Raw genomic sequence first — 13,938 nt, forward strand, 5'->3', positions numbered from 1 at the left:
AATTACGAACTCTTCACGCGAGTTTGTAGGTTAAAACCGTGCTTCCTTGCTCCCGACACAAGTTATACTCACTTTGCCGGTGACTGCGTTGTCTCGGTTAATAGTGCGTATTGCCGGTCTCGGCTCGTCCCCTCGGACTTAACTAAGTTGTATTGGCTCATCTTTGAGAGATATGTCCGTATTGTCCGCTTGGTTCGAGGTTCGTCGACTTCCTCGGTGTAGCGGTCGTGGATTTCGCTCGGCCCTACCGGGCCGTGGTCACGTACAATCTCATAGACGATCCGCTGGTGTGGCGTGAGCGTATCGAGACTTTTTTGTCTGATCTGAGCCCGAGCGTCCTCGGCGGCGTCGTGCAGAATCTCGTCAGTAATCCGGGTGAGGTTCTTGCGGTCGGCCGTGCTGGCTGCCGTCCGAAGAATGCCAATTGCCAGTCTGGCGTCACCGGCGGCCGCGTCGGCGATTTGGTAGAGCTGATCGTCGGTGATGACGTTCTCGTCGAGACCCCACTTCGAGCGAGCACTCAGGATGTCGTATATTTGTTTGTCGCGGTATTTGTCCATTCGAACGTGCTCGCTGGAGCGCAGCCGACTCACGAGCCGGTCATCGATCCTGCCGAACAGTTCCTCTTCCTTATTCGCGATGCAGATGATCGCGAACTGTGGGAGGCTGTGGAGGTCGTAAATGAGGCTCGGATCTTCGAGCTGATCCACCTCATCGAGGATGACGACGGTTCGTTGGTCATCATGCTGCTGGAGACGGTCGACGAGTTCGTCATGTGGTGTCGACTGCCTGTGGATGTCAATCGTCGCGCCGATGTCTTCGAGGATTTGATAGAGCGTGCGGAATCGGGTATAGTTCCGCCAGCAGTTTACATAGGTGGTCTCGACATCGAGAACCTCCTCACGTAGACGTTCGGTGACAAACTGCGAGATGCAGGTCTTACCGACACCGCTGGGGCCGGTGACGATGGCGGTGTCGGCGGGTTCACCGTACGTGATTGGTTCGAGGACGGTGGAGAGGTGGTTAACTTCGGCATCGCGATGCTCAATTTCTTTAGGTACAAACCCGGCACGGAGGACGCGAGCATCGCGGATCATCTATATCTGGTAAACTGGTTTTAGGTCAGATTATAAAAGCCTGATTGGGTTGTTTCCGGAAAGCAGCCTGAGCAGTAAATCGAGAGGCAATATCCGTACGCTGTGTGTTGGTTTGACCAATCGGAGCCTGTGGTTTCCGGGATCATCTGATCTCACATTCCATTTCAGTCGGAATTAACGGTCATCCTATGCGATAGGGTTATTCTGCTGTGTTGAATAGCGTCCTCTGAGCGTTGTTGAAGCGGTGCCGGTTTTGAGGTTGCGACCATCAACCGCTCAGAAGTCTTCTCAATTTCCGCCCCTCTCTCGGAGCACCGCTATTCAACAGAGCAGGTTATTCTCGTTGGATGTCTGGTAGTTACGTTTTCAATAATATCGAACAATCGCATTCAATTCCTGTATCACTCTCACTTCGCCAGGATTCGCAGTCATCACAGTGAATTACTTCGAAGATTTCCTCGAAAGCCTCTATGTTTGACTGGAGCTCACCTTTAGTGAATGACGCAGCCTCAGGCTCAGAATAGTGGACATTCTTATTCATACCCCAGAGATTCTGATCGATAAACATCTGCATGTCGCCGATAGTATCGAGCAAGTCATCAACTTCTCCATCATTTAGTGTAGTCTCGTCGTCTGTTTCCCCTTCTCTTAGTCGATCGGAAAGCACAGGCATTAGCGAATTAAGATAGTCACTTAGCGAAAGATTTCGTATCTTGTCGAATCTAACTTCTACATTGAAATTCTCGCATCCTCTCGCAACATAGTATTCGGACATCTTCCGTGCCCAAGCTGCTGCTGCCGTTAGATCATTATTCTTGAGATGGTATTCGATATTTTCACGAGGCTGGGTGATATCGATGTGCTGGTGTACGCCAGCGTGGTAGCTCCAGCTACTCAAATGAACTACGTTTTCCTCACTGTCGATGTGATCGCTGCGTCGGAGATGGCGGCTCCAGACCAAATCGTGAGTTGTGAATAGGAACTGAAACTCGTCCCCGTATTCAGAATTTAGAATGCTGGCCACGTTTGCTCGATGATCGGCATCAACGGAAGAAAGAACGTCATCCAGTAGCACAAGATCGACCGACTCCGGGGTGACAGCACGGGTCATTGAAAGAAACAGTGCTAACCCAATGATGTCCTGCTGACCCTCGCTGAACAGCAGGTTCGGACGATGTGTCTCGCCGTCGTGGAACGGAACCCGGAACTCGACTCCGGCATCTGTTGATTGAAACGTCCCGTCATCCGGATCTACCATCAACTCACTGGAGAAAGTATCGAGGAGAGATACGAACTCATTGTATATTTCAGACAGCGTGTCGTCCATAAGCTGCTGTCGGACACTCTGAAACTCTGTAAAAACCGTTTCGGCGATCCTATGAAGGTGCTCTTTTTCATCAAGAGTTTCTGCAGTCTGTCTGTATTTTTCGTAGCGTTCGGTCGCTACTGCAAGCGTTCTATAGGCGGCCATCCGATTATCGGGTTCTTCAACTTTCTCGGCAATCCTCTGGAGATGATTGAGCGTCTCGTTGATGCCTGCTGGAATCAACGAAGCTTCGAGTTCCGTAGAATCCGCTTCTATGTGGGGAATATCAAGGAGATCTCCTGAGGTGAGTTCATTCCGTGTCTCTGCCAGCTGTTCGCTGAATTCTACCAGGTGTTCCCGTTCTGATATGAGGGGTTCGTAATCTTCTGGAATCTCGTGTTCAAGATCTTCGATCAGCGACTCCAGAGGCCGCTCCAGATCACGAAAGGCACTCTGTAGATCGTCAATCCGTTCGCTAATATGGTTTCGCAGATGCTCAGCCTCGGTAACATTTTCACGCCGATCATCTAGTAACCCTGCCAAGTCGCGGTCGCCCCAGTCATCCAAGCAGAGTGGACACTGGTTGGTATCGTCATCAACGAGCTTCTGTCCCTGCTGAATCAGGCTTTGTGCCTGGATATCCCGTCTCAGTTTTGGGCGGGAATCCAGCTTCTCAATTGTGCCTGTCAAATCTACGAAAGGTTCTATTATATCCTCTCGGAGATCGTCTACGCCTGAAGCGACGTCACCGAGTCTGTCGACGGTCTTGGTGCGGGCAAGTGGATGAACGGAGGGTTGGCTCGGTTCGGTGATTCCGCCGGTGAACTCTATCGTCCCAAGATCATCTATTGGATCTGCGTCGTACTCGGCTCGAAGTGCGTTTACCACCTCAAGCGCAGTCGTGTCGGAAGCCACGGCAGGAGACCCTTTGCCGAGAATTTCCTCTGCTCCCGTTTCTAATTCGTCATAAAATTCTCTACGCGCCTCGTCCATTTCCTCTTCAGTCTGACTCCGTTGGCTTTCGAAGTCTCCTTCGGCCCGTTGGAGCGTTTTCCGGTACTGATCAATCCTGTCCAGCCGGAGCATCTCGTTTAATGCCTCTCCTCGCTTGCTGTCTGGAGCATCGACGAATCTTAGCAAGTCCTCACGAGTCAGGAAATTCAGTCTGCTTTTCGTCGCTGCCTGAAGAGTTCGAATAGATTGGGGGAGTCCTTCGTCGTCTTTCTCGTCACTTCTGGATACAAGGGTGAGTTCACCGTCTTCAAGACATCGCTGGACACAAACTTCGATATCTTCTGTTTCAAAGGTAGCGGTTACTTCACACTCTTCTGGACTAGCTTCTCGATGGTGAATGTCATCAGTTGGTGACTTGTGGCCAGTTCCGGTGCCCGTAACGTTCGATACTTCTCCTGTGAGTAGGAACTCAATTGCCTGAATGATACTACTCTTACCGACTCCATTCGGTCCATAGATGAGAATTCCGTCGGAGGAAAAATTGATATCAAGGCATCTGATACCCCGAAATTCTCTGATCTTAAGATTACTCAGTCTCATCAGTAATTCCCTTACTTACTGCGGATTTTACGATATCGACCGATTCTAGTCCCAGGTCGTCTTCGTCTTGTAGAGCAGCGATAACGTCATCTGGAATATCCTCATCGTTCTCAATTCGCCGCTTGAACTCCGAGAGAATCTCCCTATGTAGGCTATTGAGTTCTTTCGTCATAGATTCACTTGGTGATTGCTAAGGGTATATTCCTTTTCCAACCCAGCTATAATGGGGTTGTTCGAGGGTCTCAATAGTGGGTCAATCATCACCAATGACTACATCTACAAACTGATAGAGTTAATCGAGAACTATCTCTGTAGGATGGTGAATTAAAAATTGGGCCATCACTCGCTTTAGACTAAGTAAAGGTTATAACATTCCCGTCAGGTGATGTGAGTATCAAAATGACTCAGAAGACAATTGGACAGAACACCGGTCAATCGGGCCGGGTGAATCTGTCGGGCCCTGAACTCGACCAATTTGATGCAGAGGTTGGGGACACAATCAAGGTTGATGTTGCCGAGTCAAAGGGAATCGCCAAGGCGATCATCGAGAACAGCACGGAGTGTGAATTCGTAATCGTGTCCAAACCAGAAGTTGATTCCTCACCCACGGAGGAAATCGATGAGTAGTGAGTACCCCTCTCTCTTCGAAAGCTGTCAACCACGAGACGACGTCTTAGACGGCTCGCTCCAGGAGGAACAGTTCGCTGCAAAACTCTCGACTGTCGTCCACAACCCTGAGAAGGCAGCACCAGTCTATCGAGACCCCGACTCTTTCTACGATATGACCTATCCCACGGAGGGTCTCCGGACGCTGCTCTCCAATCTCACAGGGCGTTTCTTAGCGACGACAAAGTACGATCCTGGATCGTATACTTCCAGCATTCTCTGTCTCGACACACGGTTCGGTGGTGGGAAAACTCACGATCTTATCGCCTCCTACCATCTTGCTGAGAACCCCGTAGATATTGACGACCTCTCGCACTACCTGCTGGACGGCGACGATGAGCTTGCGGCCGACTATCAAGATGCGGTGGCAGAGGGCCTCGATATTGCGACGGGAGTCTTCATCGGAACGAAGGCTGATAGTAAGGATGCCCGCCATGCCGACGATGATCCGGATGCTCCGAACACTCGGACGATGTGGGGGAACTCGCGTACCAGCTCTACGGCCTCGATGGCTACGAGTACCTCAAGGACTACGACCAAGACCGGGACGCACCCGGTGAGGGAACGCTATCGAAACTTTTCGCTCAGTACGACCAGCCTGCTCTCATCCTGATTGACGAAATCGCCGACTACATGAACAAGGCCGCGGGCACGCCTGTCGGCGACAAGACACTCGCCGATCAGACGCTTTCGTTCGTGATGGCACTCCTCGAAGCAGCTGCCGAATCGGAACACGTCACGGTTGTCTACTCCATCGCGGATACGGCATTCGGTGAGCAGGCTGACCGGGTTCGTGATGGCGTCCGTGATCACATTGAGGAGGTCAATGAGATTGGCCGGCGGCAGCACAAGACAGTCACGCCGACCGACGAAAACGAGATTGGGCAGGTTCTCCAGCACCGCCTCTTTTCGGAAGTCCCAGAAAATACCGCGCGTGAAGCCGCAGACTCATACTTCCAATTCTATGACCAGGAAGACCGGCAGTACCCACAGGAAGCCACCGACGCTGGCTACGTGGATGTTCTCGCACGCGAATATCCCTTCCATCCCTCCCTAATCGACGCTCTCACGGACAAGATCGATACAATCCCCCGATTCCAGCGCACGCGCGATGCCCTCCGCTTACTTGCTCGTGCCGTCTACTATCTCTGGAATCACCAGCCCGACAGTTACGACCGCCATTGGATTCGGATTTATGACCTCACAGTCGCCGACGACGATCCTGGTGGTGGGATTCAGACAATACTTCGTGAGCGCCTGTTCGACTTCGTCGATCTCGGTCCTGCAGTGACCGCCGACATCTACGACGACGATGGTACCGCGCACGCCCAACTTGAAGATCGAAAATGGACCGAAAACGGTCTCCCGCCTCTCGGGAGCCATCTGACAACGACAGTTCTCTGGCACAGCCTCGCATACGGTGAACAGGCCGCTGGTCTAACTCACGCCGATCTGAACCTCGCTATCGGCCATCCCGATCTGAATTTTGACGACTACGATGCAGCACTATCCGCACTTCGGGGCGACGATATGGACGTCGCGTGTTACTTCCTCTATGAGGAAGAGCGGCTCCGGTTCAAGCAAGAACCAAACCTGATCCGGATAATCGACCAGCGGATTGAGTCTACCCCTGAAGCGAGTGCTCATTCACGTTTCGAGAACCGTCTCACTTCGAAGGAAATTGGCGATGGTGGCTTCCAACCGGTGGAGTTCCCTGAATCGCCGGCAGACTTACCGGATACCCCGGATACGCCGAAGCTCGCGATGATGCACCCAGACACCGCTGCTGTCGAAGACGGCGGCGATACGCCACCAAACCGGGTGACTCAGCTCTATGAGCAGCAAGCCGCAAAACACGAGGGAGAGACCGAGACGCGAATCTACAAGAACTACGCTCTGTTCCTCGCTCCTGACGCTGATCGAATGGAAGCGGCCATTGACGAGGCTCGTCGTCTCGAAGCCATAGAGGCCCTGCTTGATAGCCCTGAGCAGAAAGCTGACCTCTCCTCAGAGCAAATCGAGGAGCTCCGAGAACGGAGCGACGAGGCACAGCTGATGCTCGGTGAACTCGTTCGGAATGTCTACCGGCACCTCTACTACCCTGACCGGGACGGGCTTACGCACATCACCATCGGTGCGACCGAATCCAACGGCGGGACGACACTGGTCGACGCTGTCCAGACAACGCTCGAGGATAAGATTGTGAAACGGGACGCCGGTGCTCGTGGGTCTGCTCACGTCCAACAGAAACTCTGGCAGCAGACTCAAGACGCTATGTCCACCGAAGCGTTGGTCAACCAATACGCGAAGAAGCCGGGGTTGGACTACCTCTTCAGCACGAAACCGATTCGAGAGACTGTCTCCTCTCTCGTTAGCGACCACGGGTACGCATATTGGGATGGCGAGTCTGGGACGGCGTTCTGGGCCGGGACGACAGAGCCGTCGACGTGGCCACACCCGGAACCGTTCGCGGAATCCCCCGATGTTGAGACCCCAATTCGGGACAGCGATGTCCAAATTCCTAGTAAGAAGGATGATGGGCCTTTCGTCGTTTACCGAGAGATCGACGTGCTCGTCGACGACCACCTCGACGAAATCGACAGGCCAGAACAGACGGTTGCCACCTGTGACGAGTGTGGGGCGGAGGTTGAAAACCCAGAAGGCAGCGAACCCTACTACTGTGAGGAGCACCAGTCCGATACGACCTGTAGTTCTTGCGGCAAAGAGGTCGCAGCGAGCAGCTGCTGGACGAACGAGGTCGATGCCAGGAGTGCCAGCCCGAGGAATCCTGGGAGGCGAGCAAGAAGATGATGTCTGCTTCGCGGGCGTTCTCGGAAGTCCGTCGAGATGCAGAATCGAAGGCCGGGACTGACCGGACGCCGCTGCTAGAAGAAGTGACAATCCAAGTCGGTGGGGATGATCCCTTCCAGGCGGCCAAGTTCGTCAGCCAACGCCCCGGATTCAAAGCCCGCGAAGACTCGGTGACGGTTCGAATGGAGTACGAAACCCGGACTGACGATGGGTCGTACAGCGCAGAATTCACAGGGTCACCGAGCCGATTCCGGGACGTGATCGACCAGCCTGGCTCGTTCGGCGATGATCGAGAGACCATCCAGTTCCGCTTCCAGTTTGACGAGCCCGAACCAATTACTGACGAGAGTGACGACCTCCTCGCTGCCCTCGATAATGACCTCGATTCGGGCAACATAGACGTCCGAGTCGAAGGGCGTGGCCCGATTCAGGCGAGCTCGGAGGTGACGGTCTGATGGCGAGTCGCGGATCGGAATTCGGGCCGTCTCCGGCCGAGGGAACGGATGAGGATCGGCTGGTTCATTACGGGACGAGTATGTTTGGTGGCCGCCCAACGTTCACGCTCGTCCGACGAGAGACAGACGGTGGCGGCGAGTGGACGCTCCACGAACTACTCCCTCGCGAACAGGCTGAAGCCCGCCGTGATCGTCTGGAGCGGGATGGTCGTTCGTTGAGTATCACACCAGTCGAGGATCTTGTCTCGGACGTTGCCGGGGACGACCTCCTTTCCAAGCTCGATGGCTGGACGTGGGATGAGTGGGCCGGCGCAAAGGTCGCACGGCTTGATCCGACCCGTGTACGTGCGCTTCAGGATGTCGTCCGGGAGGCGATTGAAGGCACGCCAGGAGATTCATCAGAAGTTCTCACTGGGGGTGCTGGATTCGTGTTCCTACCCGAGACGGCAGGGGTTCGGCTTGCTGTTGCCTTCCGTGGCGTGAAGCCGATCCAGCGTATCGACCGGATGCGGTCGCTGGCGCGAGGCGTTGCACGGATGAGCGATGAGGAGTGTTACTACTGGTACGCAAAGTGCCGGTCTCCGTCGAGTCCGAACGGTGAAAAGGCTCTTCGAGTGCTGCTGACGAATCATATTGAGTGATCTAGCTATGAGTCAATACCCCAAAAATCAGGATAGCGATTCGGAGCTGAAGCGTGTCGCAATTGAGGGGAATCTTCCCCTGAAAGCGGTTGGCATTGAGAATCTGAAAGAGGCTAACCCCTACTTTATGCCGCCTCATCGATATCTTCACCCGTGGTTTGCACGTCGTCCAACTCCAGCTTCAGACTGGCTATCCTTGCGTCTATACTTCCCCCAGAGGTGGACGCCAATACTCTGCTGGATTGGATGCAGATCAAGCCTCGTGACGAAATCGATGTCGATATTGAGGAATACGTGGCAGAAAAGAAGCGTACTGAAGATGATCGGGATGGAAACTTAGAAGACCACTACGGATATCCTCGCCCGTACACTCGGACACCTACAACAGATGAGAAAGCGGATATCCACGAGTTGCTTCGGGATCATTGGGACGGGGAGCTACCTACTGTCTTAGACCCGACTGCCGGTGGGGGCGTTATTCCGTTTGAATCTCTGCGCTATGGCCTACCGACAGCAGCAAACGAACTCAACCCCGTCCCGACTGTGATGCTTAAGGTTCTCCTTGAGTATGCGCCCAGCGTTGGTTCTCTCCAGAGCGAACTCAATCGGTGGGGCGACCGAATTGATGAACTCGCCGAGGAGGAGCTTGAACCTTATTTCCCCAGTGAGGGTGAGCGTCAGACCCCCTCACATTATGCTTGTACCTATGCAGTAGACTGCCCTGAGTGTGGTTGCGATATACCTATGGCAAAGAAATGGTGGCTACAGAAACGATCTTCCTCGAAAGGAGTAGCAGCACGCCCTTCCGTATCCGAGGATGGGACTGAGATTGAGTACGAGGTCGTTAGGCTACCGGACGATGTCAAGAAATCTGAGTACAATCCGCAGGACGGCCCCCATACTCGTAGTGGTGCTGAGTGCCTGAATTGTGGAATCGTGATGGAATCGGATGCAATACAAGACAGAATCCACGATTCCGAATTCAGATATGAGATCTATGGGGTGAAATATGAGAAATCATCCGGTGGAACCGCTTGGCGAGCACCCACACAAGCAGACTACGAAGCACAATCTAAAGCCGCTGATCGTATTGACACAGACTTTGACTTAAGTACACTCCTTGACGTCAAGCGATATATCGGCGATGAAGATAGAGCAGGTCCTTACGGCGTTACAAAATGGAGAGATGCTTTTACTCCAAGACAACTTGTAACCCAGTATGAATATCTCCAAGCATACAAGCAGTGTCAGGAGGAGATACTCAATCAATATGATGAACAGAAAGCTGAGGCGGTACTCACAATACTGGCTTTGGTAGCTAGCAAAGTCATAGACAGAAATACACGATTTTCACCGCTAGACACAAGTAATGGGCTTCTAGGCGATGCTTTAGGTGGTAAGCACTTTACTCTCCAATGGGCTTTCGTAGAGAATAATCCTGCTGCGGGCAACCAAGACCATCAGGATCATCTCGATCGTGTTCGAGACTCTTACGAAGAGATAGCTACGTATTTGGAAAATGAAGATGCTGATGATGTTCAAATCTCACAGAGGGACGCGGCAGATCTACCGATAGACTCGGATTCTATCCAATCCATTATTATTGACCCCCCATACTACGACAGCATCATCTATTCTGAAATGTCTGATATGAGCTATGTTTGGCTCAAAGAGTATCTCCAAGATATTCATCCAGAAGTATTCTCTGACGATCTTACTGACAAAAGCCAGGAGGCGGTTGCTAATGTGGCCGAATACGAGGAAGTTGCCACGGACTCCAAATCCAAGTCTGAATTAGCTGCTGAGGACTACGAGAACAAGATGGCGGAGATTTTCCAGGAACTCTACCGTGTTCTTGAGCCCGGTGGTGTGATGACTGTCATGTTCACTCACAAGGAGTCTAGTGCCTGGGACACTCTCACAAAGTCGCTGATTCGATCAGGGTTCACTATTACATCAACTCACCCGATCACTAGCGAGATGCCACAGCGGATGACACCCGTGGTGGAGGTTCAGCTGACAGTACTCTGCTGCTCACAGGGAGAAAACCGCACGATAGTAAGACGGAATCTGAAACGGTTCCAACTCTGTGGAGCGATGTCCGTGCTGAGACCCGTGAAGTAGCGAAAGAGGCAGCGAGAGACCTGCTTGATGCTGGCCTCTCTCTGACGAAAACAGACGTCATCATTTCTGCGTTCGGGCCGACACTGCAAGTTTACGCAGATGCCTATCCTGTCGTCGACGACCAAGATAATGAGATTCCTCCACGACGAGCTTAAGAAGCACGCGAGGCCGTAACGCGAGTCCTCGTGGAGGAATATCTGGAAGGCGAGCGACTAGACGACTTGGATGACATTACAGAGTGGTATATCCTCTCTTGGCTGGTTCACGAATCCGATACCTTCCATTACGATGACGGCCATCAACTGGGGCTCGGTATTGGCGTCGACATTGACGATATTAAACGCTCTACGAAAATTTGGGGGAAGAAACGTGGCGACATTCAGCTGAAAACTCACAATGATCGAGTCCAAGATATCACTCTGCCACCCGAAGAGAGATCTAACCGGACGCCCGTTGATCCTGAAGCACTGTCCTACACGATAGCCCTCGATGCAGTTCATGCCGCAATGCACGTCTACGAGAAACAGGGTGAGGACGTCGCGATCGATTGGCTCAAAGAACGCAACTTCGACACAGACGCTGGCTTCAAATCAACGTTGAAAGCTCTTCTACAAGTTCTCCCTCAGAACAGTTCGGAATGGCAAGCGGCCCGCGACCTCGCATTAGGGAAAGCGCATGACACTCTTGGCCTCGAATTCACCCCCACCGATTTCACTAACCTCTCAGAAGACAGGCACGAGCAGAGCGAACTTGGTGACCACGCCTAACCTGAAACTCCTCCAGTATGACTAATCTACGTGACCACGAGTGGCAGTCCATTTACGAGAGTAAACCCGAACAGGGACGCGCGCATCTTGTCAAGGACTTCTACGAACCCGCGCTGAAAAGCAGTCAACAATACGACCGGATCGCGGGCTACTTCTCTAGTACGGCACTCGCGGCCGCTGCCAACGGCATTCACGCCCTCGTCGAGAACGATGGTGAAATGCGTCTCATCGTCGGCACCGAACTCTACGAGTCAGACCGCCCGGTTCAGAGACGCTCACCGACCGCCTGGGAAAACCTCGAGGATCTTGATGACGAACGCTTGGATGCGAATCTCCGTATTCTCGCGCGTCTCCTCCGCGAAGAACGAATCCACATCAAGGTCGCCTATCCCCGCTCTCCCTCTCACGACTGGGAGATCTTCCATCCGAAAGTTGGACTCTTCCACGATAACGATGGAAACACGATTTCCTTCGAGGGCAGCGTCAATGAGACGGTCGGCGGCTGGGCTCGCAACTACGAGCGGTTCAAAGTTCATCGGTCGTGGGTTCCTGAACAGGCGGACTACGTCGCCGGCGACGAGGAGACCTTCGAGCGGCTGTGGAGTGATGAACACCCCTTCGTCGAAGTGTATGACCTCCCCGAGGCGATCGAAGAAGACATTATCGACTGGAAAGCCCCAGACACCGAGGGCGATCTCCAGGAAGCGATTCAGATCGCGAACGGTACAGCGCCTCCGCCGACGGAGCGCGACAAAGCGAACATCATTCAGGATGCATGCGCTCTCGCCCGGTGGGCTCGCTAGCCGAGGAAGCAAGCACGATCACGCCGTGGCCGCATCAACGAGTTGTCTCAGATACACTTGTCAATACGTATCCACAGAGCTTCTTGCTGTGTGATGAGGTGGGACTCGGGAAGACGATCGAAGCCGGTCTCACACTCTCGCGGCTTGGACTCACCGGCGAGCTTGAAACTGGGCTGTTGCTGGTTCCGGCGAGTCTACAGCGACAGTGGCAGGAAGAGCTCTGGGAAAAGTTTAATATCAACGCCGTCCGGTTTGACCGGGACACAGCGGGCGATCACGTATTCCGAGACGTCCGCGGCCGCGACCACTATCCACCGTCGGTAACAGATCTCGACCTCAGCGGGGAGCACGAATGGGCGGACAGCCCTATCTGGCGGTTCCTCTACGAACAGCAGTCGACTGACGACTATACATCGTCGCCGCTGGATGGGCCAACGGTCGTCATTATGTCCTGGCACACGGCTCGTCTCGACGACCGGTGGGATCAAGTCGCTCCCTTAGACCGGTTATCCGACCGGTCTCGGGACGTCATCCCGGCAAGCTGCCGCGGACGCGACCACGATACGGAAGACCGGATGGGCGTGTGGGACGCCGTCATCGTCGACGAGGCGCACAACGCCCGGCGTGGCAGTAATTTCTACGCTCTTCTCGAACAGCTTCGCGATTATACACACGCCTACTACCTGCTGACGGCTACCCCGATGCAATTGCACGCTGGCGAACTCTATGACCTGATGCAGTTGCTGGATCTTCCGGGTGGTTGGGACAACCGGGATACCTTCATGGAGTTCTTTGAAACTAGAGACGGGCTTTCGCAGGCCCTCAACGAGGTTCTCAACAATCCTGGTTCAGAGTCCGACGAAACGGAGGCTTCCTGGGACACGCAAGCCACGCTCGATGGACTGGAACACCAAGACCGGCTCCCGACGGATCGACCATTCTCCTCAAAAGTCTTCCAGCACATTGCGGACGAGCTTGAGATTAATGAGGACGGACAGAACCGTGCCATTGCCAAAGAGCGTGTGCTGACCGCCTGCCGGCTCGCACGCGCCTATGGAGACGCCTACGACGGCTATCTTGACCACGTCGACGACGCGATGGCAGAGTACGAGATCGACCGTTTTGAGGCGAGCGAGGATACGAAACTCAAACGACTCCTCTATCCGGAAGACGCCGACGAATGGTTGATGGCGTCCCGCAGCGACCGACAGGACGCACTTGACGAACTTTCTCCGGGCGGTTGGCGCGTCATCCGCGATGTTTTAGCAGAGTCCACACCCGTCGACGCGCTCATCCATCGGAATACGCGGGATACACTCCGAAAGTACGAGGCGGTCGGTCTCCTCGACACGACCGTTCCGAACCGGAATCCCGAACAACGGAAAATCGAACTCACCGAGGAGGCACGGGCGGTCTACGACCAGATCGACGAGTACACCCGCGAGTTCTACAAGCGAGCCCAACAGACTGACGAAGCCCAAACACGCGCCATCGGGTTCGTGATGACCACGTATCGACAGCGACTCACGTCGAGTGTCTATGCGATCAGTCAGAGTTTGAAACACCGGCTTGAGACACTCCGAGCGCAACGAACCGTCCTTGCCGGTCGGGAGCGCGCTCGTGACCGAGACTATGGTGATGCGGAGCAGGTTGTCCTCGAAACGCTACAAGACGCAGACCTCAACGACGGGGATGTTCTGGATGAACTCGACGG

General features: G+C 53.8%; 11 protein-coding genes. 8 read left to right on the forward strand and 3 right to left on the reverse strand.

The features are described from left to right. Nucleotides 1–68: 68 nt before the first annotated feature. The 3 genes from ACFQJB_RS15025 to ACFQJB_RS15035 all read right to left on the reverse strand — a co-directional run bounded on the left by ACFQJB_RS15025 (nt 69) and on the right by ACFQJB_RS15035 (nt 4,129). A complete protein-coding gene (locus ACFQJB_RS15025; protein WP_379728524.1) occupies nt 69–1,097 on the reverse strand; it encodes a Cdc6/Cdc18 family protein in 1,029 nt (342 codons plus the stop codon). 358 nt (nt 1,098–1,455) lie between these two features. Beyond that, the gene (locus ACFQJB_RS15030; protein WP_379728526.1) at nt 1,456–3,957 is read right to left on the reverse strand and encodes an AAA family ATPase; all 2,502 of its coding nucleotides are present in this window, start codon (nt 3,955–3,957) and stop codon (nt 1,456–1,458) included. Next, nucleotides 3,944–4,129: a hypothetical protein gene (locus ACFQJB_RS15035; RefSeq protein WP_379728528.1), complete on the reverse strand. Its 186-nt coding sequence runs from the start codon at nt 4,127–4,129 to the stop codon at nt 3,944–3,946. Before ACFQJB_RS15035 ends, ACFQJB_RS15030 begins: the two co-directional genes overlap by 14 nt. A gap of 227 nt (nt 4,130–4,356) precedes the next feature. Here ACFQJB_RS15035 and ACFQJB_RS15040 point away from each other — a divergent pair, with 227 nt between their 5' ends. The 8 genes from ACFQJB_RS15040 to ACFQJB_RS15075 form a co-directional block, all read left to right on the forward strand. Beyond that, nucleotides 4,357–4,584, forward strand: coding sequence for a hypothetical protein (locus ACFQJB_RS15040; RefSeq protein ID WP_379728530.1), 228 nt, complete (start codon nt 4,357–4,359; stop codon nt 4,582–4,584). A gap of 513 nt (nt 4,585–5,097) precedes the next feature. After that, the gene (locus tag ACFQJB_RS15045; RefSeq protein ID WP_379728668.1) at nt 5,098–7,434 is read left to right on the forward strand and encodes a DUF499 domain-containing protein; all 2,337 of its coding nucleotides are present in this window, start codon (nt 5,098–5,100) and stop codon (nt 7,432–7,434) included. Further along, entirely contained in the window at nt 7,434–7,889 is a 456-nt protein-coding gene (locus ACFQJB_RS15050; RefSeq protein ID WP_379728670.1) for a hypothetical protein, read from the forward strand. The genes ACFQJB_RS15045 and ACFQJB_RS15050 overlap by 1 nt, the downstream gene beginning before the upstream one ends. Beyond that, complete coding sequence (locus tag ACFQJB_RS15055; RefSeq protein ID WP_379728534.1) at nt 7,889–8,530, forward strand: DUF7680 family protein; 642 nt, start codon at nt 7,889–7,891, stop codon at nt 8,528–8,530. Before ACFQJB_RS15050 ends, ACFQJB_RS15055 begins: the two co-directional genes overlap by 1 nt. A 219-nt stretch (nt 8,531–8,749) precedes the next feature. Beyond that, nucleotides 8,750–10,654 carry a DUF1156 domain-containing protein gene (locus tag ACFQJB_RS15060; protein ID WP_379728672.1) on the forward strand — a complete coding sequence of 635 codons (1,905 nt, stop codon included), beginning with the start codon at nt 8,750–8,752 and terminating at the stop codon, nt 10,652–10,654. A gap of 221 nt (nt 10,655–10,875) precedes the next feature. Next, complete coding sequence (locus tag ACFQJB_RS15065) at nt 10,876–11,421, forward strand: hypothetical protein (RefSeq protein ID WP_379728538.1); 546 nt, start codon at nt 10,876–10,878, stop codon at nt 11,419–11,421. Nucleotides 11,422–11,438: 17 nt separating this feature from the next. Then, nucleotides 11,439–12,224, forward strand: coding sequence for a phospholipase D-like domain-containing protein (locus ACFQJB_RS15070; protein WP_379728674.1), 786 nt, complete (start codon nt 11,439–11,441; stop codon nt 12,222–12,224). Next, nucleotides 12,212–13,938, forward strand: a 1,727-nt coding sequence (locus tag ACFQJB_RS15075) for an SNF2-related protein (protein WP_379728676.1), incomplete at its 3' end; no start/stop codon positions are given. The genes ACFQJB_RS15070 and ACFQJB_RS15075, both read left to right, overlap by 13 nt.

Source organism: Halonotius sp. GCM10025705 (assembly GCF_042662885.1).
Taxonomy (GTDB): Archaea; Halobacteriota; Halobacteria; order Halobacteriales; family Haloferacaceae; genus Halonotius; species Halonotius aquaticus.